The sequence below is a fragment of the Enterococcus sp. B2E4 genome (genome assembly GCF_030499455.1).
Lineage (GTDB): Bacteria > Bacillota > Bacilli > Lactobacillales > Enterococcaceae > Enterococcus_D > Enterococcus_D casseliflavus.
In genome coordinates, this window is sequence record NZ_JAUKPK010000012.1 from 13,581 (window position 1) to 37,122 (window position 23,542).

The 23,542-nt window shown below is 46.1% G+C and carries 27 protein-coding genes and 1 riboswitch; of the genes, 23 read left to right on the plus strand and 4 right to left on the minus strand.

What is annotated here, in order from left to right; translation table 11 throughout:
* Positions 1 to 77: 77 nt before the first annotated feature.
* A complete protein-coding gene (locus Q1X33_RS09320) occupies positions 78 to 377 on the plus strand; it encodes a hypothetical protein (protein ID WP_005230258.1) in 300 nt (99 codons plus the stop codon).
* 135 nt (positions 378 to 512) lie between these two features.
* Here the strand turns inward: Q1X33_RS09320 and Q1X33_RS09325 are convergent, their stop codons facing one another.
* Positions 513 to 1,025: a type 1 glutamine amidotransferase domain-containing protein gene (locus Q1X33_RS09325; protein WP_005230261.1), complete on the minus strand. Its 513-nt coding sequence runs from the start codon at positions 1,023 to 1,025 to the stop codon at positions 513 to 515.
* Between the two features lie 124 nt (positions 1,026 to 1,149).
* Here Q1X33_RS09325 and Q1X33_RS09330 point away from each other — a divergent pair, with 124 nt between their 5' ends.
* The 3 genes from Q1X33_RS09330 to Q1X33_RS09340 all read left to right on the plus strand — a co-directional run bounded on the left by Q1X33_RS09330 (position 1,150) and on the right by Q1X33_RS09340 (position 3,082).
* Positions 1,150 to 1,701: a hypothetical protein gene (locus Q1X33_RS09330; protein WP_034869539.1), complete on the plus strand. Its 552-nt coding sequence runs from the start codon at positions 1,150 to 1,152 to the stop codon at positions 1,699 to 1,701.
* A gap of 182 nt (positions 1,702 to 1,883) precedes the next feature.
* Positions 1,884 to 2,318: a hypothetical protein gene (locus Q1X33_RS09335; protein WP_301969640.1), complete on the plus strand. Its 435-nt coding sequence runs from the start codon at positions 1,884 to 1,886 to the stop codon at positions 2,316 to 2,318.
* An 8-nt stretch (positions 2,319 to 2,326) separates the two neighbouring features.
* On the plus strand, positions 2,327 to 3,082 hold the full coding sequence (locus Q1X33_RS09340) for a DUF6681 family protein (RefSeq protein ID WP_005230266.1): 756 nt from the start codon (positions 2,327 to 2,329) through the stop codon (positions 3,080 to 3,082).
* Between the two features lie 56 nt (positions 3,083 to 3,138).
* Here the strand turns inward: Q1X33_RS09340 and Q1X33_RS09345 are convergent, their stop codons facing one another.
* On the minus strand, positions 3,139 to 3,546 hold the full coding sequence (locus Q1X33_RS09345) for an Hsp20/alpha crystallin family protein (RefSeq protein ID WP_005230267.1): 408 nt from the start codon (positions 3,544 to 3,546) through the stop codon (positions 3,139 to 3,141).
* Between the two features lie 174 nt (positions 3,547 to 3,720).
* Here Q1X33_RS09345 and ispE point away from each other — a divergent pair, with 174 nt between their 5' ends.
* The gene (gene ispE, locus Q1X33_RS09350; RefSeq protein WP_005230268.1) at positions 3,721 to 4,572 is read left to right on the plus strand and encodes a 4-(cytidine 5'-diphospho)-2-C-methyl-D-erythritol kinase; all 852 of its coding nucleotides are present in this window, start codon (positions 3,721 to 3,723) and stop codon (positions 4,570 to 4,572) included.
* 171 nt (positions 4,573 to 4,743) lie between these two features.
* Here the strand turns inward: ispE and Q1X33_RS09355 are convergent, their stop codons facing one another.
* A complete protein-coding gene (locus Q1X33_RS09355) occupies positions 4,744 to 4,923 on the minus strand; it encodes a hypothetical protein (RefSeq protein ID WP_005230269.1) in 180 nt (59 codons plus the stop codon).
* 306 nt (positions 4,924 to 5,229) lie between these two features.
* Here Q1X33_RS09355 and Q1X33_RS09360 point away from each other — a divergent pair, with 306 nt between their 5' ends.
* The 7 genes from Q1X33_RS09360 to thiT all read left to right on the plus strand — a co-directional run bounded on the left by Q1X33_RS09360 (position 5,230) and on the right by thiT (position 12,212).
* Positions 5,230 to 6,189, plus strand: a complete 960-nt coding sequence (locus Q1X33_RS09360) for a metal ABC transporter substrate-binding protein (RefSeq protein WP_034696266.1) — start codon at positions 5,230 to 5,232, stop codon at positions 6,187 to 6,189.
* Between the two features lie 12 nt (positions 6,190 to 6,201).
* Entirely contained in the window at positions 6,202 to 6,882 is a 681-nt protein-coding gene (locus Q1X33_RS09365; protein WP_005230271.1) for a metal ABC transporter ATP-binding protein, read from the plus strand.
* Complete coding sequence (locus tag Q1X33_RS09370; RefSeq protein ID WP_005230272.1) at positions 6,855 to 7,685, plus strand: metal ABC transporter permease; 831 nt, start codon at positions 6,855 to 6,857, stop codon at positions 7,683 to 7,685. The genes Q1X33_RS09365 and Q1X33_RS09370 overlap by 28 nt, the downstream gene beginning before the upstream one ends.
* Positions 7,686 to 7,836: 151 nt before the next feature.
* Positions 7,837 to 8,661, plus strand: coding sequence for a pur operon repressor (gene purR / locus Q1X33_RS09375; RefSeq protein ID WP_005230273.1), 825 nt, complete (start codon positions 7,837 to 7,839; stop codon positions 8,659 to 8,661).
* A 179-nt stretch (positions 8,662 to 8,840) separates the two neighbouring features.
* A complete protein-coding gene (glmU, locus tag Q1X33_RS09380; protein WP_005230274.1) occupies positions 8,841 to 10,214 on the plus strand; it encodes a bifunctional UDP-N-acetylglucosamine diphosphorylase/glucosamine-1-phosphate N-acetyltransferase GlmU in 1,374 nt (457 codons plus the stop codon).
* Between the two features lie 115 nt (positions 10,215 to 10,329).
* The gene (locus Q1X33_RS09385; RefSeq protein WP_005230276.1) at positions 10,330 to 11,304 is read left to right on the plus strand and encodes a ribose-phosphate diphosphokinase; all 975 of its coding nucleotides are present in this window, start codon (positions 10,330 to 10,332) and stop codon (positions 11,302 to 11,304) included.
* Positions 11,305 to 11,485: 181 nt separating this feature from the next.
* Positions 11,486 to 11,587: riboswitch (TPP riboswitch) on the plus strand.
* Between the two features lie 52 nt (positions 11,588 to 11,639).
* Positions 11,640 to 12,212 carry an energy-coupled thiamine transporter ThiT gene (gene thiT, locus Q1X33_RS09390; protein WP_005230280.1) on the plus strand — a complete coding sequence of 191 codons (573 nt, stop codon included), beginning with the start codon at positions 11,640 to 11,642 and terminating at the stop codon, positions 12,210 to 12,212.
* Between the two features lie 55 nt (positions 12,213 to 12,267).
* Here thiT and Q1X33_RS09395 read toward each other — a convergent pair whose 3' ends face one another.
* Positions 12,268 to 13,056 carry a hypothetical protein gene (locus tag Q1X33_RS09395; protein ID WP_005230281.1) on the minus strand — a complete coding sequence of 263 codons (789 nt, stop codon included), beginning with the start codon at positions 13,054 to 13,056 and terminating at the stop codon, positions 12,268 to 12,270.
* Positions 13,057 to 13,287: 231 nt separating this feature from the next.
* Here Q1X33_RS09395 and Q1X33_RS09400 point away from each other — a divergent pair, with 231 nt between their 5' ends.
* The 11 genes from Q1X33_RS09400 to rsmB all read left to right on the plus strand — a co-directional run bounded on the left by Q1X33_RS09400 (position 13,288) and on the right by rsmB (position 23,536).
* Positions 13,288 to 14,004: a class A sortase gene (locus Q1X33_RS09400; protein ID WP_005230283.1), complete on the plus strand. Its 717-nt coding sequence runs from the start codon at positions 13,288 to 13,290 to the stop codon at positions 14,002 to 14,004.
* A 75-nt stretch (positions 14,005 to 14,079) separates the two neighbouring features.
* Positions 14,080 to 15,744: a patatin-like phospholipase family protein gene (locus tag Q1X33_RS09405; protein ID WP_005230285.1), complete on the plus strand. Its 1,665-nt coding sequence runs from the start codon at positions 14,080 to 14,082 to the stop codon at positions 15,742 to 15,744.
* Complete coding sequence (locus Q1X33_RS09410; protein WP_005230288.1) at positions 15,737 to 15,952, plus strand: YdbC family protein; 216 nt, start codon at positions 15,737 to 15,739, stop codon at positions 15,950 to 15,952. The genes Q1X33_RS09405 and Q1X33_RS09410 overlap by 8 nt, the downstream gene beginning before the upstream one ends.
* Positions 15,953 to 15,979: 27 nt before the next feature.
* On the plus strand, positions 15,980 to 16,864 hold the full coding sequence (locus tag Q1X33_RS09415) for a YicC/YloC family endoribonuclease (protein ID WP_005230290.1): 885 nt from the start codon (positions 15,980 to 15,982) through the stop codon (positions 16,862 to 16,864).
* Between the two features lie 13 nt (positions 16,865 to 16,877).
* Entirely contained in the window at positions 16,878 to 17,159 is a 282-nt protein-coding gene (locus Q1X33_RS09420) for a hypothetical protein (protein WP_005230307.1), read from the plus strand.
* A 124-nt stretch (positions 17,160 to 17,283) separates the two neighbouring features.
* Positions 17,284 to 17,898 (plus strand): guanylate kinase, encoded by a 615-nt coding sequence (gene gmk, locus Q1X33_RS09425; RefSeq protein WP_005230308.1) that lies wholly within the window; start codon positions 17,284 to 17,286, stop codon positions 17,896 to 17,898.
* A 5-nt stretch (positions 17,899 to 17,903) separates the two neighbouring features.
* Complete coding sequence (gene rpoZ, locus Q1X33_RS09430) at positions 17,904 to 18,209, plus strand: DNA-directed RNA polymerase subunit omega (RefSeq protein ID WP_005232977.1); 306 nt, start codon at positions 17,904 to 17,906, stop codon at positions 18,207 to 18,209.
* 128 nt (positions 18,210 to 18,337) lie between these two features.
* Positions 18,338 to 20,740 (plus strand): primosomal protein N', encoded by a 2,403-nt coding sequence (gene priA, locus Q1X33_RS09435; protein WP_005230312.1) that lies wholly within the window; start codon positions 18,338 to 18,340, stop codon positions 20,738 to 20,740.
* A gap of 10 nt (positions 20,741 to 20,750) precedes the next feature.
* A complete protein-coding gene (def, locus tag Q1X33_RS09440; protein WP_005230314.1) occupies positions 20,751 to 21,242 on the plus strand; it encodes a peptide deformylase in 492 nt (163 codons plus the stop codon).
* Positions 21,235 to 22,188 (plus strand): methionyl-tRNA formyltransferase, encoded by a 954-nt coding sequence (gene fmt / locus Q1X33_RS09445; RefSeq protein ID WP_005230315.1) that lies wholly within the window; start codon positions 21,235 to 21,237, stop codon positions 22,186 to 22,188. The genes def and fmt overlap by 8 nt, the downstream gene beginning before the upstream one ends.
* On the plus strand, positions 22,178 to 23,536 hold the full coding sequence (gene rsmB / locus Q1X33_RS09450) for a 16S rRNA (cytosine(967)-C(5))-methyltransferase RsmB (RefSeq protein WP_005230316.1): 1,359 nt from the start codon (positions 22,178 to 22,180) through the stop codon (positions 23,534 to 23,536). The genes fmt and rsmB overlap by 11 nt, the downstream gene beginning before the upstream one ends.
* Positions 23,537 to 23,542: the final 6 nt, after the last annotated feature.

Genomic DNA, 23,542 nt, shown 5'->3' on the forward strand with positions numbered 1-23,542 from the left:
TGTTCTGTGTTTTTTTGCTCACCGATTGACCTTTGCTACTAACTTGACGATAATAAGAAAAGAAATGAGGGAGAGCGATGGAACGATGGTTTGAAGAAGCCCAGCTTCAAGTAATTGAGTTGCCGATCGAATGGCAGGAAAACCGCCCCGTCTATCGGGCCTTTATCCGTGAATTGCCGACGATCCAAGCAGAAGGAACTTCGCGGCAAGCTGTTTATCGGCAGTTGGCAGAAGCCTACGCGGCTTACCTTGCCCAACTTCGAGAGGCCAATGAGGCACAGGAAGAAATGACGTCTTCCTTATTATCGACGGAAGAGTTATTGCGCTATTACGATGGCGAGACTTTCGATGGTTTTGAGTTGCCCTCTGACGAGTAACGGGAAACGAGCTATTCACTGAAAACTGAAAAGCTACGCAAGAAAAAACCGCTCAGCTGCAGCTCGATCGATACGAAGGATCGAACGCTGCAACTGGCGGCTTTTTTTCTCTAAGAAACCAAGTCTTATTCGTGGTTAGTTCAATGCCTCGGTAATGGCTTGATTGAAGGCATCTAAGTCATCTGGGTTTCGGCTGGTGATCAACCGATAGGTTTCGTCGATCACGACAGGCTCATCTTTGACGGTGGCACCTGCGTAGGCTAAATCTGGTCGCACAGAATCATAAGCCGTCAAGGTCAAATCTTTTGTCAGTCCTGTTTGGATAAACAGTTGTGGGCCGTGGCAAATGGCAAAGACGGGACGATCAGATGTCAAAAAGTCTTTCGTCAATGACACATAGCGCTCATCGGTCCGTAATTGGTCAGGGGAGAAACCGCCTGGGATCAACAAAGCATCAAAACTTGCAGGATCGATCGTATCAATGGCCGCATCGACGGTAAATGTTCCACCTTGTTTGCCTTCGACGGTCTCGGCGCCTTCATTACTAATAACGACTACTTCGTGTCCAGCCGCTTCCAGTGCTTCTTTTGGTGACGTCAACTCAACATCTTCAACTAGATCAGTGACAATAACAGCAACTTTACTCATTCGATCTCCTCCTTATTACTTGATGAACAATTTGTTCACCTGCTATTATTTATGCTAACGAAGATTTTCGCTGTTGACAAATCATCTGTTTGTCCGCAGCTTGAAAAAGAAAGAAGGCAACGCCATGGCAACGATCCAACTATTTATCTCTGATCCCCCCCTTTGCTTTGAAAAAGCGGAATTCACTTTTATGGAAGAAACATTTGTCATCGAGAAACAGCAATTATTTGAAAAAGTTGATGCGGTGATGCATCAGGAGGTATCCTCGGCCTTGGTTTCATTGGTAGAAAAAGCCCTTTTGACGCTAGAAGCGATCGGGGAAGAAGAGGATTATTTCGACCTGCTTTATTTGACCTATGAGAATACCTGCCATTCCCTCAGCGGACAGCAATTACTCGCGCAGCCGTTTCCAGCTGTAGAAGCAGCCTTGCAGCCAGTCTTTGATGAGTTGGCAGAACCGATCGTAGAAAAGTTTTATGAAGAGCTGACCAATCAGCTAGAAGAAGTCGCTGATGATGAACTGTTTAGTTCTTATTATCTGGATGAGGAAGAAGCGGTGATCCAAATCGATGCCCCGATCCAACATGAAGAAGTGATCGCCTTGCCTACCCTTTTACGGGATTACCATGGCACGTTGCGATTGACCTTTGAAAAGTTTTATGAATACCTTGTGTAGCGGCGACAACTGCCGTCGTTGTTTTTTTGTGAAAACAGTTACATGTTTAGTTTTTTTTAAATCCTGCGACAGAAGCCTCTGGAATCTTGACCCTTTTGTCAGAAACGATTATAAAGGTAAGAAGAGGCTGAAGGAACCGAGGCTGCCAATGGGCAATATCGGGTAAGAAAAGGATGAGAATCATGCGAAAAGTCCCGCCTATTTTAAAACCAATTGCACTTTTAACGATATCAACGATCATTGCCACTGCCACCGGCGTGGTGAATTCAGGCAGCTACCGCCAACCAAGTCGTGGGACGGAAACGACAGAAACGACCGAACAAGTACCAAGTGAAAGCACACCCTCTTCGATGACAGAAGACAGTCAAAATCAGACACCTGCTAGCACGGACTCACAACCGACGAACGATGATCAGCAGACAACACCGTCATCCAGCAGTGAACCAGCAACACCAGCAACGACTCCGTCTTCTTCGGTGCCTGCAGAAACGACGCCATCAAGCGATGCCAATGTTTCACCAGCACCATCGAAAAACAATCAGGAAACACCTTCTTCAAGTGAAGAGACCACGCCAGATCCACAAGGGATCATGGATGAGAATCAAGGAAATGAGTAGGTGAGAAAATGACGCTTATTTTAGATTTAATCAACGGCATCCATAAATTTTTGGGCTATCTCGATATCAGTCCTAAATACTTGAACCGTGCCTATACCATCCTCAGTATCATTCCAACGGCGTATATTTTGCGGATCGTCTACGGGATGTTTGCGAACCAAAACTATTTTCAAGCGATCCTTTATACGGTCGGCTTTTTGGTCTTAGTCTACTTCTGGGTACTGAATATCTTCTATTATTTCTTAAACAAAAATATGAAGTTCGATGTCACTCAGGCCTTTGTCAAAGTTTTACCAGACGAAGTCTTCAATATTGAAGGAGAAACCATCAGCACCACCGACATTGATCGTTTGACGACTGAAAAAGCGGTGATCCATTTTGAAGAAGACTATCAGCTGGTATTGGCGAATCATTTGCAGACCTTGATCGCTCAAGAAGAATTGGCGATCAAACCGTCATCCAACGGCTTTACGATCCCGAAAAACACCTTGTATCCTTACTATTTTGTCAAACAGCAAGGGGAAAATGAGTACGCATTGCAGATCGGTACTAGCTACACGGAGATGACGAAAGTCGGCACGATCCAATGGACAGGCAAACAGCCCTTAGAGCCAGTGGGCTTATTTATCACTGGCGGTGATTTTATCAAAAATGATGTGAAATACCATGAACCATACAGTTTGAAATTGTACGTCAAAAAAGAGATTTCTGAAGAAGAACCACAGACCTCAAGACAGGCGTATCGACGACAAGCACGCAAATAAGAAAAGGCAGTTCCCCCAGAGCGTTCTCTGAAGGGACTGCCTTTTTGGTATCTCGGTTATTCGATCGGGATATTTTTTGCGGGTGCATCTTTGTAGCTGGCTTTTGGTAACGTCAGGGTCAAAACGCCGTCTTCAAACACTGCTTTAATGGACTCGTCATCAATGTCTGTGATGGTGAAGGTCCGTTGATAGGCACTGCTAGAGCGTTCTTTGCGCAAATAATGTCCGAAATCCTCCTCGGTTTCCGTGGTCTCTGTTTGAGCCGCTGAAATCGTCAGCGTGTTGTTGACGTAACTGACGCGGATGTTTTCTTTCTTGATGCCGGGTAAATCTGCTTGAACGAGATACTTGTCTTCGTACTCTTTAATGTCCGTATTCATTTGCCGTTCTTGCCAAAAACTGTTCATTAATTTGCCTAATAGTTCTTCGCCGCCTGCGAAATCTCTTGGAATCAAATTTGCCATGTGGTTCCCCCGCTTTCTTTTATCTATTGAGTTGGTACTTCTATTTTACGAGGAACCAAGCCAAAGGGCAACCAAAATGGCAACAATCATAAAAACAAGAGAAATCACTCAACTATCTTATAAGAATCTGCTATGATAGAACTAAATAACTATCAGATGATTGGATGAATGAAGATGGAGATTATTGAAAAAGCGCCAGCTAAGATCAACCTCGGTCTCGATGTGTTAGAGAAAAGAACAGACGGCTACCATGAGTTGGAAATGGTGATGTCTAGTGTTGATCTAGCCGACCGTCTGATAATGGAAGAGATAGCAGAAGATAAGATCATTATAGAAACCAACAAAGCCTTTTTGCCGATCGACAAACGCAATAATGTCTATCAAGCCGCCAGTATCTTAAAAAAACGCTACGGCATAAAAAAAGGCATCCGTATCCGCATCACCAAGAATATCCCGGTGGCAGCTGGGTTAGGTGGGGGCAGTACGGATTGTGCGGCAGCGCTGCGGGGGATGGTTCGCCTCTGGGATTTAGACCTTTCCATGGCAGAGCTGATCGATATTGGTATGGAAGTCGGCACCGATGTTCCCTATTGTCTGTATGGGACCACTTCCCACATTGCAGGAAAAGGGGAGCTGGTGACGCCGCTGCGGCCGATGCCGCAATGTTGGGTCATCTTGGTTAAACCTCGTTTGAGTGTTTCAACGGGGAAAATCTTTCAAGAAGTTGAGCTAGACCAACTGCATCATCCAGATATCGCGGCATTGTCGGCCGCCGTCTTAGCCGAAGATTATCCAGCAATGATCGCTGCCATGGGCAATAGCCTAGAAGCCATCACGATCCCGAAGTATCCGATCGTCCAACAGATCAAAGATCGCATGATGAAATACGGCGCAGATGTTGCCTTGATGACCGGCAGCGGACCGACTGTCTTTGCTCTTTGTCAAAAATATTCGCGGGCACAGCGGGTCTATAATGCCTTAAAAGGATTCTGCGATGAGGTTTATCTTGTACGTACATTGAAATGAATGAGTCAAGGACACAGGCTGAATTCGCCTGTGTTTTTTTGTATGCCTTCTAGTTCAATAGTAAAGAAAAAGGCAGCTGAAGTGGGGAAGGAAGCATCTAGAAGCTGCCCTACACAAAAGTCCCCGACGAAAATAAGGCGTCGGGGTCTGATTCTTTACGTAAAGCAAAGGCTATTCTTTTTGGTGCTGCTTCTTTGCGGATTTTTTCTTTTTGTCTTCTTCGTACAATGGTTTGTCGATCGTTTTGCGGATTTCTTCGGTTTGCTGCGATGCAGGATCTTCTGGTAAGACGATTCGAGTCAACAAGTCGCTGTTGTTTACAGTTGGCGGCACAGTTACAAATTCGTTCATCTTCGTTTCCTCCAAGTGCTTTTAGGTTATTATCCTACATACGCTCTAATTTTTCAAACTGGTACAGCAGGGGCGCATGGCGAATGGTGTAAAATATGGCTAAGTTCCTGAGAGAAGAATCCGCTTCAAATGAACGTTTTCTCCTATGTTTTCCGATTTATCTCGAAATAAAAGTTTTAAATCGTAAAACGTACGATTTGTCTTGACGAACCGGAAATCATTTGATAGAGTAACTTTTGCTAACAAAACGGAGTTGTTCCGTTTTAAAATAAAAAGAAGAGCCAGCAAATGGAAGGGGAAATCCCGATGAAAAAAATCTTACTTACTACAGCACTCCTTTTAGGGGGCGTGCTTCTTGGCGCTTGTGGGCAGCAAGAAGCGACAAGCCAATCGAGTGACACCGAGAAGCTGTCGATCGTCACGACGTTTTATCCAATGTACGAATTTACGAAAGAAGTCGTAGGCGACGCAGCAGAGGTCTCCTTGTTGATCCCTGCAGGAACCGAACCCCATGACTATGAGCCAAGTGCCAAAGATATGACCAAAATCATGGATGCAGATGCCTTTGTCTACAATAGTCCTGAGCTAGAAACTTGGGTCGCTAGTTTGACGGATTCCGTCGATCCTGAGCAAACAGCCGTGATCGAAGCGGCCAAAAACATTCAGTTGGTGGAAGGCACAGAGGAGGAAGATCATGACGCGCATGATCACGAAAGCGAAGACAGCCATGAAGGCCATGATCATACGTACGATCCTCATGTTTGGACCGACCCAGTCTTAGCGATCCAAGAAGTAGAAACGATCCGCGATGACTTGATTGCGAAGTTTCCTGAGCAAAAGGCAACTTTCACGGAAAATGCAGCTGCCTATATCGAAAAGCTTTCTGCTTTAGATGAAGCCTACCAAGCGGCGTTAAAGGATGCGACCCAACGAACCTTCGTTACGCAGCACGCAGCCTTTGGCTATTTGGCACGGCAGTATGATTTAGTCGAAGAATCGATTTCGGGCATTTCACCCGATCAAGAACCAACGCCAAGTCGGTTGGCTGAGCTGAAAGAATATGTAGAAGAAAAACAAGTCAAAGTTATCTATTTTGAAGAAAACGCGTCATCGAAGGTGGCTGAGACCTTAGCGTCTGAAACAGGAGTGGAGCTGGCGGTCTTGAATCCATTAGAAAGCTTGACGCAAGAGCAGATGGATAACGGCGAAACATACCTGTCTGTAATGGAAGACAATTTGGCAGCATTACAAAAAAGTATTCACTAAGGAGGCGCCTGCGTGCGTTATATCGATGTAAAAGATTTGACCTTTTATTATGATGATGAGCCCGTCTTGGAAGACATTTCCTACTTTGTCGAAGACGGCGAATTCGTGATTTTGACTGGCGAAAATGGGGCGGCAAAATCTACTTTGATCAAAGCAACCCTTGGTTTGTTGAAACCTTCTAAAGGAGTAGTCACCTTGGCGACCAAAAATGCTGCTGGTGAAAAATTAAGCATCGGCTACATTCCTCAGCAGATTGCTTCCTTTAACGTCGGGTTCCCCAGCACCGTTTTGGAATTGGTCCAATCGGGCCGCTACCCAAGAGATCGCTGGTTCAAGCGCTTGACGAAACGAGACCATGAACATGTCCGCCGTGCATTAGATGCCGTCGGGATGTGGGACGTGCGTCATAAACGGATCGGCGAGTTGTCCGGGGGCCAAAAGCAACGGATCAGCTTGGCACGGGTCTTTGCCACGGACCCTGATTTATTTATTTTAGATGAACCGACTACGGGGATGGATGAGCAATCCCGCAATCTGTTTTATGAACTGCTACGGCACAATGCTCATGACCACGGCAAGTCGATTTTGATGATCACCCATGATCACGAAGATATCAAAGAATACGCGGACCGTCAGATCCGTTTAGTGCGGAAGGAGGATTCACCATGGCGTTGCTTTCATATGAATTCATGAGAAGAGCTTTTCTTGCGGCGATTTTTATTGCTGGTATCGCACCGATGCTGGGGGTCTTTCTAGTGATTCGGCGACAGTCATTGATGGCTGATACGCTGTCCCATGTCTCTTTAGCAGGGGTGGCACTGGGCTTCTTTCTAAATCTAAATCCGAGTTTGACGACGCTATTGATCGTAGTCATTGCCGCAATCATTTTGGAATACTTGCGAACACTGTACCGCAGTTATTCAGAGATCTCGATCGCCATTTTGATGTCTGGCGGCTTAGCGTTAGCCCTCGTCTTGATGAACCTTAGCGGGGGGAACTCCGCAACGAGTATCCAATCGTATTTGTTTGGGTCGATCGTTACGATCACACAAGAACAAGTCTGGATCTTAGGCTTTTTGTTTTTAGTCGTTTTTGCTTTATTCTTCTTATTCAAACGGCCCATGTACATTTTGACCTTTGATGAAGATACCGCCCATGTCGATGGCTTGCCTGTGCGAGTGATGTCGATGCTCTTTAATGTCTTGACGGGGGTGGCAATCGCCATGATGATCCCGATTGCGGGTGCATTGTTGATCTCTGCGATCATGGTTTTACCAGCTGCCATCAGTATGCGTTTAGGCAAGAGCTTCAATGCCGTGATTTTGATCAGTGTCGTGATCGGCATGATTGGGATGATGTCTGGTTTGACCAGTTCCTTTTATTTGGACACACCACCGGGAGCGACGATCACGCTGGTTTTTATCGCTCTTTTCTTAGTGATCAATTTGATCAAACGCATCGTGATCCTCGTCCAACGAAAACAACGCCTAAAATAAAGGGCTTTATGAAAAAGAAACGAAGAATTTTCGTTTCTTTTTTTTAAACTCTAATCAAAACCGAACAATATAAGCAATATTTTAGATAATGCTCGCATTTATCCCGAAAAAGTCTTATAATAAGGCGAATAAACTAAAGGAGTTGTCCGGTGTGAAAATACGTCGAAGTGAACGACTGATCGATATGACACATTACTTGTTGAATCATCCCCATGAATTGATTTCATTGTCCTTCTTTTCTAAACGATATGCCTCTGCAAAATCATCGATTAGCGAAGATTTATCTATTATCAAAAAGACCTTTAAAGAACGAGGAACAGGCATTCTTGATACCGTGCCAGGCGCTGCTGGCGGTGTTTTTTTTGTGCCTGAAATTTCTGAAGAAGAAGCGTATGCGTACGTCGAAGGGCTGGCAGAACGCTTGTCTGAGCAAGACCGTTTGTTGCCTGGCGGCTATGTTTATCTATCTGACTTATTAGGCGAACCGGAATTGCTGCGCCAAGTCGGCCGCATCATCGCTTCCAAATATTTAGGCGAACAAATCGATGCGGTGATGACCGTTGCTACTAAAGGAGTGCCGATCGCTCAAGCAGTCTCTTACTACTTGAATGTTCCCTTCGTGATCGTGCGTCGTGATTCCAAGATCACTGAAGGCTCGACCGTGAGTGTCAATTATGTCTCTGGTTCTTCAGAGCGCATCGAAAAAATGGAATTATCCAAGCGCAGCTTAAAGCGCGGCTCTAGAGTATTGGTGGTCGATGACTTTATGAAAGGCGGCGGCACGGTCAATGGGATGAAGAGCTTGATTGAAGAATTTGAAGCCGAATTAGTCGGTATTACGGTTTTTGCCGAAACGAAATTCAAAGGCAAGCGGGCCATCAGCGATTACAGTTCTCTGCTGTATGTTGAAGATGTCGATACCCAGACCAAAACGATCTCGGTAGTACCGGGAAATTACTTTGAGAAAAAAGCCTGATTTTTTGTGGCTCTTAGACTGGCGCAAGCAGCTGTTTTTTAAACGGCGGCCGCCAGTCTTTTTTTTGATTGGTCTAGGTGGGGATTCCTTAAATCGTTGAAATTTACAAGTACTTGGGCTAAACTGTTTATAGGAAATTCAATGAACAAAAATCGTTCAGATTGATAGGAGTGGAATACGTGGACGCACGTTTTGCAATAATTTTAGCGGCTGGAAAAGGCACGCGCATGAAATCGAAGTTATATAAAGTGTTACATCCTGTTTGTGGCAAACCAATGGTGGAGCACATCATGAATCGAGTGGTGGAAACAAATCCTGAAGAGATCGTGACGATCGTCGGTCACGGGGCAGAAATGGTCAAAGAGCAACTGGGGGATCGCACCAACTATGCCTTACAAGCCGAACAATTGGGTACTGGCCATGCTGTCGTTCAAGCCGAATCATTTTTAAAAGGCAAAAAAGGGACGACCTTAGTGATCAGTGGGGATACACCGTTATTGACGACGGAAACCTTGAATAACTTGTTCGATTACCACCAAGGGAAAAATGCGTCGGCGACGATCTTAACGGCGCAAGCGGCAGACCCAACAGGCTATGGCCGAATCGTGCGGGATCGTGTCGGTATCGTGGAGAAAATCGTTGAGCAAAAAGATGCGTCGATCGAAGAAGCGCTGATCCAAGAAATCAATACAGGGACGTATTGCTTCGATAATGAATTGTTATTTGACGCCTTGGCAAAATTAGATACGGACAATGCCCAAGGGGAGTACTACTTGACTGATATCATCGAGATCTTAAAGGAAGACGGCAAAATCATCGCTGCTTATCAAACCGAAGATTTTCATGAATCATTAGGAGTCAATGACCGCATCGCCTTAGCCGAAGCCAATCGCTTGATGCGTCAGCGGATCAATCGTCAGCACATGCAAAATGGCGTGACCTTGATCGATCCGGCGACGACTTATATCGACGAAGGTGTTGTGATCGGCTCAGATACCCTGATCGAAGCCGGTGTCACCATCAAAGGGAAGACGACGATCGGAGAAGACTGTGTCATTACGGCAGCTTCTGAAATAGAAGACAGCAAGATCGGCAACCAAGTGACGATCAAGGCATCGACGATCGAGGAGAGCATCATTCATGATGGCGCCGATGTCGGTCCCAATGCCCATCTTCGTCCCCATGCGGAAATTTTGGCCCATGCCCATATCGGGAACTTTGTGGAGGTCAAAAATGCGACGATTGGTGAAGGCACCAAAGTCGGACACTTGTCTTATGTTGGCGATGCGACCTTAGGCAAAAACATCAATGTCGGTTGCGGCGTAGTCTTTGTTAATTATGACGGCAAGAGCAAATTCAAAACGACTGTCGGCGACAATTGCTTTATCGGCTCTGGCTCCAATCTAGTTGCGCCATTGACCATCGAAGAGGAAACGATGATCGCTGCTGGCTCAACGATCACCAAAGATATTCCTAAACACAGTATGGCGATTGCCCGCGCCCGTCAGGAAAATAAAGCGGATTACGCGAAAAAGTTGCCTTATCTAAATTAGAAATAGCGAAATGACTTGATTTCTTAAGGAAAAATGACTACTATTTATTAGGAAGAAGATTCTAGTAAAAGGAGTCATTTTTTTCTAGATGAACGCAAAGAAAGTGGAGGTTCTCATGTCAAATCATTATTTTGATCCAAGATTGAAGATTTTTTCTCTGAACTCAAATCGTCCTTTGGCGGAAAAAATCGCAGCTGCAGTAGGTGTTGAATTAGGTAAGTGTTCAGTCAAACAATTTAGCGATGGTGAAATCCAAGTGAATATTGAAGAAAGTATTCGTGGTGCCCACGTCTACGTGATTCAATCAACCAGCAGCCCTGTAAACGATAACTTAATGGAATTGCTGATCATGATCGATGCTTTGAAGCGCGCCAGTGCGAAGACGATCAATGTAGTAATGCCTTATTATGGTTATGCAAGACAAGACCGCAAAGCGCGATCAAGAGAACCAATCACCGCAAAACTTGTAGCAAACATGATCGAAAAAGCCGGTGCGAACCGCATGGTTACACTGGATTTGCATGCCTCACAGATTCAAGGGTTCTTTGATATCCCAGTTGACCACTTGATGGGTGCACCATTGATCGCCAACTACTTCTTGGAAAGAGGCATTCAAGGCGATGACGTCGTCGTCGTTTCACCAGACCACGGGGGCGTGACTCGTGCCCGTAAATTAGCTGAGTTTCTTAAGTCACCAATCGCGATCATCGACAAACGTCGTCCGAAAGCCAACGTAGCAGAAGTCATGAATATCATTGGTCATGTTGAAGGCAAAACTTGTGTCTTGATCGACGATATGATCGATACTGCTGGTACCATCACATTGGCTGCGAATGCGTTGAAACAAGCAGGTGCTAAAAGTGTTTACGCCTCATGTACCCACCCTGTCTTGTCAGGACCCGCCTTGGAACGGATCGAAGATTCTGCCATTGAGCATCTAGTTGTGACAGATTCGATTCACTTGCCAGAAGACCGCAAGTCGAAAAAAATCGATGAGATCAGTGTCGGTGCCTTGATGGGCGAAGCGATCAAACGAATCCATGAGAACAAACCAGTCAGTCCACTGTTTGAATCAAAATTATCAATTTAATCGTGTCTCATAAGCATGAGAACAACAGCCAATGGTCGGTCTTTAGCCGCTCATTGGCTGTTTTTTTCTGAGGAGTTTCAGGATGTTTTTAGAAAAAACGATCGCAGTCATGTTTCTTTTCACCAATTTATGGTATTCTTGAAAGTGACTTGCGAAATGCAAGCAAAAAATAAAATAGAATCTAATCACAAAGGGGAGTCTGCAAAGGCTGAGAATGAGAGTACTCTAAACCCTTCGTACCTGTTTCGATCATGCGAACGTAGGAATTGTGACGAGTTGAAGTGTCCAACACTTCTCCTTTGTGAATTGTGATGATTCTAAAGGAGGAGTTTTTTTTGAAACGAAAAATGTCGCTGCAGGTCTGGACGGAAGGAACGATGATCGCTGCAATTGGGGTCGTCTTGTCGTATATCCCGATCCAGACAGCCAATTCCAGTATCGACTTGTCTCTAGGTCTCGTGCCCTTGGTCTTGTATTCGTATCGTCGCGGAGTGCTGCCGGGAATGACGGCTGGATTTATGTGGGGCTTGCTGAATATTTTGATTGGTAGCGCCATGCGTAACTTTATCACCGTTCCACAGATCATTTTTGAATACCCCTTTGCCTTTGCTTTTGGCGGGATGGGCGGCTTGTTTGCTAATAAAATCCAGCAAGCGATCCGTCAAAACAGCAAAACCGTTACGTGGTATGTCGTCTTAGGGGGCATCGTGGCGGTGACCAGCCGTTGGTTTTGGCATTATTGGGCTGGGGTCTTTGTCTGGGGAATGTACGCACCGCCAGGACAAAGTCCGTATCTGTATTCCTTGATCTTTAATGGATCATCGGTCATTATCAATATCGTTTATGTAGGGGTCGTCCTAGGTCTCTTAGTCAAGGCAGCCCCGAAATTATTTGTCCCGAAAGCTTAGTTTTAGAAATGGAACCATCAAAAAATGTCTTGATGCTCTTTGAGAAAGAGAAGCATCAAGACATTTTTTTGTCGATAAAGCCAAACGCTAGATCTTCTTGGTCGATTTCCAACGACCAGCTTTTTTTGCTGGCTGAATAGCGTAAAACAGCGATTTGATCCAGCTCTTTTTGATTGACCAGCGTGTTTTTTAAGCCAGCATCTTCTGACAGATAGATCGGGATCGTATAGGTTCTGTCGATCAATTGTTCTTGTGTCAGACAAAAGACGATGCCTTCTTGCATGATTCCCCGCAATTCTTTCAGTAAATTAAAATCGAGCTTTTCCACCGGCGTTGCTTTTTTAAAAAAGGAGAGGCGATCATTGATTTTTTCTAAGACGATGCGGGTGATCCGATCCGCCAAGATCCGATAATATTCATCTAAATAGCGATAATAAACGCGGGAACGTGCATCTTTTAAGTCAAAGAAAACAAAGTTATTTTGCAGTTTGTAAAAGAAAGGGGAGTGGAGGTGTGTCTTCATGTGACCAAAATATAACAACTCGGAGATCTCTAAAGGCGTCAATTCTTTGACCATCTCGTAATCATTAAAATCGATCCACTTCATTTCTTCGGCAACACGACCTTTATTGATCTGCTGAAAAAACAGCTGGACGTCTTCCATTCCGCGTATCACTTTTAAGCCCGTATGACCGTCGAATTCGCCGAAATCACTGGAAGGATCAAGCAAGAGCAAATTCTTGGGCTGATGGACGATGCTCTTGTTAAAATCTTGGGGGGCAAGCCCGCGGGTCAAGACGGCATTGCTGGTTGTATCAATATGTACGTAAATCGTGTTAGACATGCCGATCGATCCCTCCTATATACTAAGTTCATTCTACAACAAAGCGCTGAAAATTGCTTGTATCTTTTCGTTTAAAGTTATATTACAAAATAACAGAAAAAACAATTTTTAAGTTCCCTTTTTCGACAAAAAAAGGGAAATCTTGTCTTTTCGTAAAAAAACTAGCCAAAATTGGCGTCTTTATGAGGATTTTGGTATGATAAAAGAAGAAACTAATGGAGACGAAAACCCATGAGAAAAAAGAAACGCAGACTTTCGAATTGGCTGAGCAATCTCTTTTTGCTTTTGCTGTTATTGATTGGTTTAGCATTGATTTTTAATAATCAAATCAAAAATTATTTTATTAAACAAACAGGTGAAGCTTACGCAGTCGGCACCATTGATCGCAGTGATGTGGAAAAAAATATGGAAGCGGAAGCGACCTTTGATTTTGATGCCGTGGAGCCGGCAAGTTCAGAAGCAGTCTTACGGGCGCAGCTGAGCAACAAAGCCTTGCCAGTGATCGGCGGCGTGGCGGTTCCTAGTGTGGGGATCAATCTGCCGATTTTTAAAGGCTTGGCCAACGAGGCCTTGCTGTATGGTGCTGGTACGTTAAGTCCCACCCAAAAAATGGGGGAAGGCAATTACGCGTTAGCTAGCCATCGCGCTCAATCGCCAGAGCTTTTGTTTACACCATTGGATGATGTCGCCATCGGGGCGGCTATCTATGTGACCGATCTGGAAAATATTTACACGTATACCGCGACTTCTTCTGTGCGGGTCGATCCGACCGATGTCTATTTGCTTGACGAAGTAGAAGGCCGCAAGATGATCACGCTGATCACTTGTGGGGAAATGGGCGGTGTCACCCGTCGTGTGATCCAAGGTGATCTGGAATCTGTAACGCCTGTCGACGAAGCAACGGATGAGATGCTGGCGGCATTCAACATGGCACAACGAACATTTTAATCAAAAGAATAGCTCGAGTGGTACGGCAGCTGGCGTGTCATTCGTCTATTCTTTTTTGCTTGAGGAGGCGTCTTGATGAAAGTGAAAAAACTGACTTCGATCGATTTTCTTGCACAAAGGGCAGGGTTTCAAGAAAGCCGACTCGTCTTTTCCTTTTTTGAGTCGCATTCAAAAGCGCGACGAGCCTTTCTAGCCGATATAGCGCAGCAGGGCTGGCAGATCGACAGCCGTTACGGACGTCTTTACCTTGCTGGGCAGTTTGATTTTGACCAAAAGACACTGACTATCACCAATCTGCTGGTGGAAGCGGCCGCCGATTTTACTTGGAAACAACTGCTAGCCGTGACAGAAAGCTTTGCTCGCAGTCGTTTTGTAGCAGCTGTCTTGTGGCAGCTTCCTCATCGAACCCCCTTGGCTGAGTGGTTTATCCAGCAAGGGTATCAGGTGGTCCCTCAAGGGTATCAAAAAGCGCTAGCTTATCAGACGGCGCTGGTTTTAGGCGGTGGCGGTGCTCACGGGGCGTATCAAATCGGTGTTTGGCAAGCGCTGCAAGAACGGGGCATCACCTTTGAATGGATCACGGGAACTTCCGTCGGTGCCTTGAATGGCGCCTTGATTTTAATGAACGATGTGGAAGCGGCCGTCGATTTATGGGCAAATATCTCTAACGAGCAAGTATTGCACTATCCGCTTGCTTCGGTACGTGCCCAAACACTGCGAGATTTGATGAATCAAGCCAATTCGCTGGTCCGTGAAGCGGTCAAAAGCAACGGTGCCAGTACCGAACCCTTGGCAAAGCTTTTGCAAAAGACCTTTGATCAAGAAAAATTCAGCCAAACTGCTTGTCGTTTGCTGATCTGTACGACTCGTCTGCCCGATTTCAAGGAGACGGTTTATGCCTTTGATCCATCCGCAGTAGAGGAAAATCTGCATTGGTTGTTGGCATCCGCTTCATTTTATCCAGCGATGCAGGCGCAAAAAATTAACGACGCCTATTACATCGATGGCGGCTATCGCAACAACCTGCCCATCGATGTCGCTGTCCAGCAAGGGGCAACGGAATGTATCACCGTGGATGTCCAAGGACCTGGCATCAATAAAAGGACGGTTGTGACGGAAGAAACTGCGCAGCTTTCGTTGGGGTCTCCTTGGTCCTTAGGCAGCTTTTTGGTTTTTGATGCCCAGCGTTCGCTGGATAATATGACCTTAGGCTATTTGGAAACCTTGAAAGTGTTCGGCAAATACCAAGGCCATTGGTATACCTTTGAAAGGACGGTTGATTTTCAGCCGTTATGGCGGGGCTTTTTGAAAGAGCTGCGCCAGACAGACCCGCTGCTTTATCAGGAACTAAAGAAAAAAGAATTTTGGAAAAAAATGCGTAAATTCTATCAACAGGATGTGCCATTTGAGCAGTGGGGGCGTATACTGATAGAGTGTACCGCGAAAGTATTGTATCTAGCGCCTACAGTGATTTATGAGCAGGAAACGATTCTAACGGCTTTAGCTGAAAAAATTGCTCTAAAGGCAGTGGAAGAAGCCGATGCCTGGTCGATCACCGAGTGGCTGAGCTATTATCGCGACCGTTTTTTTGTCTTGTCCGAGCAAAACCGCTTTTTCTTTTTTTATCGGACGCAGCAATTGAATCTGCCCGCCCTTCAGCAGATTCGTCGGCGTTACCCACTGACTGCTTTAATGGCAGCGTATAGTCACTATCTTTTGAAAGGAGCAGAAAATGGATAAATTTTCGTATGAAATCGTTGAAGAGATCGCCGTGCTTTCGGAAAATCAAAGAGGCTGGCGCAAAGAATTGAATTTGGTGAGCTGGAATGGGCGCCCGCCAAAATTTGATCTGAGAGATTGGGGCCCAGAGCACGAGAAGATGGGCAAAGGCGTGACCTTATCCAATGAAGAATTTGCAGAACTTAAAAAAGCCCTGCTTTCCATGTAAGAAAGCAAAACGGTGAGGAGTGATCAAATGAAAAGTATGACTGGTTTTGGCAAAGGCAGTGCAGAAACGCCAGATGTGCAGATCGAAATTGAGATCAAAAGTGTCAATCAGCGCTTTTTGGACCTGCAGCTGCGAATGCCCAAACAATTGAATCCTCTAGAAGGTGCTTTACGGCAGTCGATCAAGCAGACCCTCCAGCGAGGACGAATCGAATTGTATGTGACTTTAAAAGAAAAAACCGCAAATACGAAACAGATCGAGATCCAATGGGACTTGCTGGAACGTTTCATGCAGGAGATCGATACCGAAGCCAAAGACCGTTTTGACCTAGCAGAGCTGCCAAAAGCAGCATTGCTAGAACAATTCCTGCTCCATGAGGCCTTTCTAACGATCTCTGATCAAGAGCCAGAAGAAAGCACCTTGGCCGATGGCGTGATGGAAGCATTAGATCAAGCGCTGGCAGCGATCGATCAAAGCCGCTGGGTGGAAGGGCAAGGTATTCTGCAGATCTTGCAAGAAAACCAGCGACAGCTGCAGGAAAAGTTGACAGAACTCAAACAATTCGTGGGCCTCTATGAGGCGGACTACCAAGAGCGCTTTGAAAAGAAACTGACTGCCTATTTAGGGGAAGAAGTCGAGCGCGATCGTTTACTGACAGAGTTGGCGATTTTATTGGAACGCGGCGATATCCACGAAGAACTGGATCGTTTAAGTATCCATTTAACGACGATGACGGAGCTGCTGGCAGCTGAGACACCAATAGGTCGAGAGCTGGATTTCTTGATCCAAGAGATGAACCGGGAAGTCAATACGATTGGCTCAAAATCAAGTCCGATCCAAATCAAAAACAGTGTCGTCCAAATGAAGACGATCATTGAAAAAATCAGAGAACAAGTTCAAAACATCGAGTAGGAGGAATGAACCAATGAAATATTACGATATCACCTTTCACGAACTGAGCGGAAAAAATGTCATCAAACGCAGTATACCCTCTGACAAAGAGAATTTCTCTGCATGGGAAGATGCCTGCGTAGCCATCGAGCCGGATTTTCTTCATCTACTAGTTGATGGCGTAGCTGTTTCTTTAAATCGGCGGTACATCGTGCGTATCGATTGCCAAGAAGTGACGGATCCTACCGAAAAAGCGATCACCGCCAAAGACGAATTAGCAGGGGTCATCAATACCTTAAGCAACATGGGCTTTTAAGAAAGCAGCCGAAGTGTAGACTAGCAATTTCATGAAATTCCCATTATAATAAAGTAGTTCTTGAAAGTTGCTGAAAAAAAGTGCAAAATAGACGTTAAGCAAATGTCAGTGAAAGGACGTCATTATGTCAGAGCGAGGATTACTTATAGTTTTATCAGGACCTTCCGGAGTAGGGAAAGGGACCGTGCGCAAAGCAATTTTTGAGAGTGACGACAACGATTTTCAATATTCCGTTTCAATGACCACTCGTCAAAAACGCGAGGGGGAAGTGGAAGGGGTCGATTACTATTTCCGCACGCGTGAAGAATTTGAAGCCTTGATCGAAGCCGGTGAAATGCTGGAATACGCCGAATATGTCGGCAATTATTATGGAACCCCATTATCTTATGTCCAACAGACACTGGATCAAGGAAAAGATGTGTTTTTAGAGATCGAAGTGCAAGGGGCAAAACAAGTAAAAGACAAAGTTCCCGATGGTGTGTTTATTTTTCTGACGCCACCTGATCTGGCAGAATTACGCTCTCGTATTACAGGAAGAGGAACCGACTCTGCCGAAGTGATCGATGAACGGATGCGTGTCGCCCGTGAAGAAATCGAAATGATGGCTTTGTATGATTATGCCGTTGTCAATGATGAAGTACCTAAGGCAGTCCAACGAATTCGCGAAATTATTTCGAGTGAACATTTTCGCGTTGACCGAGTGATTGGAACCTATATCAAAATGTTAGAGGAGCTGTAAGAAATATGATGTTAAAACCTTCAATCGATTCTTTGTTGGATCGTGTCAATTCAAAATATTCATTAGTGATCTTAGCAAGCAAACGGGCGCATGAACTTGATGCCGGTGCGCAAGCAACACTAGAAAACTTTGATTCAGTGAAAAGCGTGGGTCAAGCACTTGAAGAAATCGAAGCGGAATTAGTCGTTAATGATCCGCATCCAGAAATCAAGCGTGCCCGCTTGAAAATGGAACAAGAAGAGCGCAAAGCGCAAAAAGACCAAGAACAAAAAGAATTAGAAGCGCGTATCCGCGACGAACAAAAGCTATAGACAAAAGCAAGCTAGAGCACGCCTGTGTTCTGGCTTTTTCTTTTGAATGATGATGGTTAAATTTTTGTAAGGGGTACAGACAAACCCCCACCCATTTAGTAAAATAGAACCTAAAAGGAGGAGAAGAAATGGCGTACATAGCAGAAGTGATCGTGGATGTTCCCACGATGCAGACCGATCAGCCTTTTACCTATCTGATCCCATCAGAATTACAAGCCGCCATTGAGACAGGGATGCGGGTCGAAGTGCCATTTGGCAAGGGCGACCGCCATATTCAAGGGTTCGTCGTCGGCCTTTCAGAAGTTGCCGAACCGCAGCAGACCTTAAAACCAATCGTTCGTTTGTTGGATTTGTCGCCTGTCGTCAATGAAGAACTTCTCCAATTAGCCGACTACATGAAGGAAACGACCTTTGCCTTTAAGATCACTTGCTTGCAGACGATGCTGCCTAGTGTGATGAAAGCCGAGTACCAAAAGCAGATCGTTTTGCTGGAAGGAAATCATCCCATCAAAGAATATTTTCCCGAAAACGGCATCCTCAGCTGGCAAGACGCCGAAAGTGCAGGGCTGTTGCCGCAGTTGAAGCCTTTGCGGGAAGCCGCAGTAGTTGAATTGCAGTATCTCGTGAAAAATAAAAACAAAGCGAAAATGACCCGTTATATTGAACGCAAGATTGATCCAGCAGAAATCCCCGCCGTCCAGCAACAGCTGCGCAAAGGGGCCAAACGCAAGCTGGAAATCTTACAGATTTTGACAGAGGAAGTCCGCTTGCCGGTTTCCTTTTTTACCGAACAAGGGATTTCCACCGCGGCTTTGAATCAAGCGCAAGAAGCTGGTTGGCTGACCTTTACGGAAGTTGAAGCCTACCGTGATCCTTACAAAGACCGTCAATTTCAAAAAACGGTCCCGCTTGAATTAAATGAAGAACAGGCAGCTGCAGTAGCGCAAATCACTGCTTGTGCGGATAACCAAGAGGCACAGACTTTTTTACTGGAAGGAATCACCGGCAGTGGAAAAACAGAAGTCTATCTGCAAGCGATCGCCCAATTGCTGAAACAAGGCAAAACCGCGATCATGCTCGTGCCAGAGATCGCGTTGACCCCGCAAATGGTCGAACGCTTTAAAAGCCGTCTCGGCGACGCAGTGGCTGTTTTACACAGCGGCTTGTCCCAAGGTGAAAAATACGATGAATGGCGTAAGATCGAACGTGGGGAGGCGCAGGTGGTGGTTGGCGCCCGCTCGGCGATTTTTGCTCCGTTGAAAAACATCGGGGTCATCATCGTCGATGAGGAGCACGAAGCCTCCTACAAGCAAGATGAAGCCCCTCGTTACCATGCGAGAGATTTAGCGATTTGGCGCAGCCAGTACCATCACTGTCCAGTGGTGTTAGGCAGTGCGACGCCGTCATTGGAATCTCGTGCCCGGGCGCAAAAAGAAGTCTACCGCTTATTGAAATTGAATCAACGGGCAAAAACCAGTGCGCAATTACCGCAGATCGAAGTCGTGGATATGCGTACCGAATTTGCCAACAAAAAGTATCAAACCTTTTCTCGTCCGTTACAGGAAAAAATCACAGACCGCTTGGCCCGCAAAGAACAGATCGTCTTGCTGCTGAATCGGCGCGGCTACTCTTCCTTCGTGATGTGCCGCGATTGTGGGTATGTTTTGCCTTGCCCAAATTGCGACATCTCCTTGACGCTGCATATGGATACCAAAACGATGCGCTGTCATTATTGCGGACATGAAGAACACATCCCCCATCGTTGCCCCAACTGCAATGCAGACAAGATTCGGTATTACGGAACGGGCACGCAAAAAGTGGAAGAAGAGTTGAAAGAACTGTTTCCCGAAGCGCGGGTCTTACGGATGGATGTCGATACCACCCGCAAAAAAGGCGCCCATGAAAAAATCTTGACCTTGTTTGGGGAGAAAAAAGCGGATATTTTGTTAGGGACTCAAATGATCGCCAAAGGCTTGGATTTCCCTGATATCACACTGGTAGGGGTCTTGAATGCCGATACCGCCTTGAATTTGCCAGATTTTCGTTCGAGTGAACGGACATTCCAGCTGTTGACTCAGGTCAGTGGTCGGGCTGGTCGAGCAGAAAAAACCGGCGAAGTGGTGATTCAAACATTCAACCCTGAGCACTACGCTATCCAATTGGCGCAGTCGCAAGACTACGAAGATTTCTATCAAAAAGAGATGTGGATGCGGCACCAAAGCGGCTATCCACCGTATTATTTCACCGTCAAAATCACCTGCAGTCATCCCGAAGAGCAAGTCGCAGCTCAGAAGATGTTTGCGATCGCGCGGGATCTGCAGCAGGAGCTGTCACCGCAGAGTATTTTGTTGGGACCGGCACCCAGTGCGATTTTGCGGGTGAAAAACCGTTATTACTACCAATTGATCATTAAATACAAAAATGAACCGCAGCTACCTGCTTTGTTGACCCGTCTGTTGGATCAAAGTCAAATCGATCAGCGCAAAGGATTGTACGTGTCGATTGACCAAGAGCCGTTGAATTTTATTTAGAGGAGAAAATATGCGTTATCCTATTATTATCACCCCCGATGAACGTCTTCGTCGGCAAGCAAAACCCGTCAAAGTAATTACCGATGAACTCGTTCAGCTATTAGACGACCTTTATGAAACGATGGTCGCCCACGACGGGATCGGTATTGCCGCACCGCAAGTCGGCAAAAACCTGCAAGTGGCGATCGTGGAAGTCGAAGAAGACGATCGTTTTGAAATGATCAACCCTGAGATCATCGCTTCTTCTGGTGAATCCCTTGATGTGGAAGGCTGTTTGAGTATTCCCCACACCTTTGGGACCGTCAAACGAGCAGACGAGATCACTGTCCGCTATTTCGACCGAGAAGGAGAAGAAATGGAAGTGGAAGCATTCGGCTACTTGGCGCGTGCGATGCAGCATGAGATCGATCATTTAAATGGCGTGCTGTTTGTCGACAAGCTCGTCGAACGCATTCCTGAAGAAGACTTAGAAAAGTATATGGAGGAACATGAAAATGACTAAAATCGTCTTTATGGGTACCCCGGCGTTTTCCGTCCCAATTTTAGAAGGCTTGCTCGAAGCTGGCTATGAAGTGGCAGCAGTCGTGACCCAGCCGGATCGTCCCGTCGGTCGCAAAAAAACCATCACTCCGACCCCCGTTAAAGAAGCGGCGATGAAGCATGGCTTGTTGGTTTTACAACCAGAAAAAATCAGTGGGTCACCAGAAATGGAGCAGATTCAAGCTTTAGCACCTGACCTGCTGATCACGGCAGCTTTCGGCCAATTTTTACCTAGTGCGTTACTAGAAGTACCAAAGCATGGCGCTATCAACGTTCATGCGTCCCTACTGCCGAAATACCGTGGCGGAGCACCTGTGCATTATGCCATTATGAAAGGGGAGCAAGAAACGGGTGTAACCATCATGGAAATGATCAAAAAAATGGATGCTGGCGGTATTTTTGCTCAAGCTCGTTTGCCGATCACGGCCCAAGATGATGTGGGGACGATGTTTGATAAGTTGAGCCTATTAGGCAAAGACTTGCTGCTGGAAACTGTGCCGAAAATCTTGTCGGGAGAGCTGCAGCCTGTCCCGCAAGAAGAAGCAAAAGTCACCTTTTCACCAAATATCAGCCGTGAACAAGAAGCCATCGACTGGCAGAAAACGGCGGTGCAAATCGATGCCCAAGTCCGAGGCATGCGACCATGGCCGATCGCCTTTACGACACAAAATGGCAACCGCTGGAAACTTTGGCAAGTAACACCGCTGGAGCAAACGACGACAGCCCAACCAGGAACGATCATTGAACGGACGAAAAAAACGTTGCTGATCGCTTGTGGGGAAGGCACGGTATTGGCTATCGATGAATTGCAGCCAGCTGGAAAAGGCCGACAAGACATTGCCGCATTCTTAAACGGCAGTGGACAACAGATTCAAAAAGGGGATCAGGTAGGTACCTATGAAGCGTAATCTTGGAGACATACAATATACAGTGCGCTTTGTGGCACTAGAAGCGTTGTTGCGAATCGAAAAAGGCGGTGCTTATTCCAATCTACTGCTGCGGGAATTGATGAATCAAGGGCGTTTAAATGACAAAGACGGTCGCTTACTGACTGAATTGGTGTACGGCACCATCAGTCGTCAGCTTTTATTGGATTATTATTTGGATCGGTTTATTAAAAATGCCCGCAAAGTCGACCCGTGGGTCAAAACGCTGCTGCGGCTTTCCTTGTATCAGATGCTGTATCTCGATAAAGTACCCGCCCATGCCATCATTCATGAAGCCGTGGATATTGCGAAAGCCAAAGGCAATCCGGGAACTGGAAAATTCGTCAATGGCGTCCTGCGCACGATCCAACGACAAGGAGTGCCAGACTTGGCATTGATCAAAGACCCAATGGAACGTTTAGCAACGGAAATCAGTTTGCCCCTGTGGCTAACGAAGAAACTAGTCAAACAAATTGGGATCGAAGAAACCAGTGAGCTGGGCTATGCCCTATTTGAACCCAATCATGCCAGTGGTCGTATCGATCTGCAGCGCATCTCGCAAGCAGCAGCGATCGAACGGCTACAAGAAGAAGGCATCGACGCACGACCAAGTGAGCTTTCCCCCTATGGGGTTGTGGCTGACAAAGGCTTTATGGCGGGCTCGTCCCTCTACAAAGAAGGTTTACTGACGATCCAAGATGAAAGTTCGATGCTGGTTGCCCCCGTTTTACAAGTAGCCCGAGACCATCAAGTACTGGATGCCTGCGCAGCACCAGGAGGCAAAACGACCCATATCGCTGCCTTCTTGTCTGCCGCAGAGGGCGGCAAAGTGACAGCACTGGATATCCATGCCCATAAGGTTAAGCTGATTCAGCAAAATGCCCAACGTTTAGGCGTCGAAGCAGTTGTGGAGACCCGCGTGATGGATGCGCGGGAGACGGCTCAAACCTTTGCACCCGAACAATTTGATAGCATCTTAGTGGATGCCCCTTGTTCTGGATTAGGGTTGATGCGCCGTAAACCGGACATCAAATACAGCAAGACGGAAGCCGATTTCCAACGCTTGCCGCAGATTCAGCGAGAGATTTTGGAAAGTGCCGCCCCAACCTTGAAAAAATCGGGTATAATGGTCTACAGCACATGCACGATTCTAGCGGAAGAAAATCAACAAGTCGTGGCAGCGTTTCTCGCTGACCATCCTGAATTTGAGCAAATGCCTCTTGCGGTAGGACCGCTGGCAGCCGAAGCGGTTCAAGAGGATATGTTGACGATCTATCCGCAAGATTTTATGACAGATGGCTTTTTTATCAGTTGTCTACGCAAAAAGTAACGAGGT